At 56.2% G+C, this 240-nt stretch carries 1 pseudogene; it reads right to left on the minus strand.

What is annotated here, in order from left to right:
- A pseudogene (gidA, locus tag ACPYOJ_RS36550) lies at window positions 1-240 on the minus strand (tRNA uridine-5-carboxymethylaminomethyl(34) synthesis enzyme MnmG); the annotation flags it as partial.

Consider the following 240-nt stretch of genomic DNA (forward strand, 5'->3'; position numbering starts at 1 on the left):
CAGCAAATCTTCGCCGCTGGCTTCGCGTGAGAGCGGCGCAGTTAAGTGAGCATTCACTTCTGCAGCGGTTTCCGCCTGTGGATTCACCCAGGTGGTTTTCAGACGCTGACGTTCCTGTTCAATGCGTTCCAGTTTTTCGTTATAGCGCGCCCAGCGTTCGTCATCCACCAGACCCAGTTCACGACCCACTTCGGTCAGACGCAGGTCGGCGTTATCTTCGCGCAGCATCAGGCGATATTC

It is taken from the genome of Rhizobium sp. SVR5-9E, from assembly GCF_056755095.1.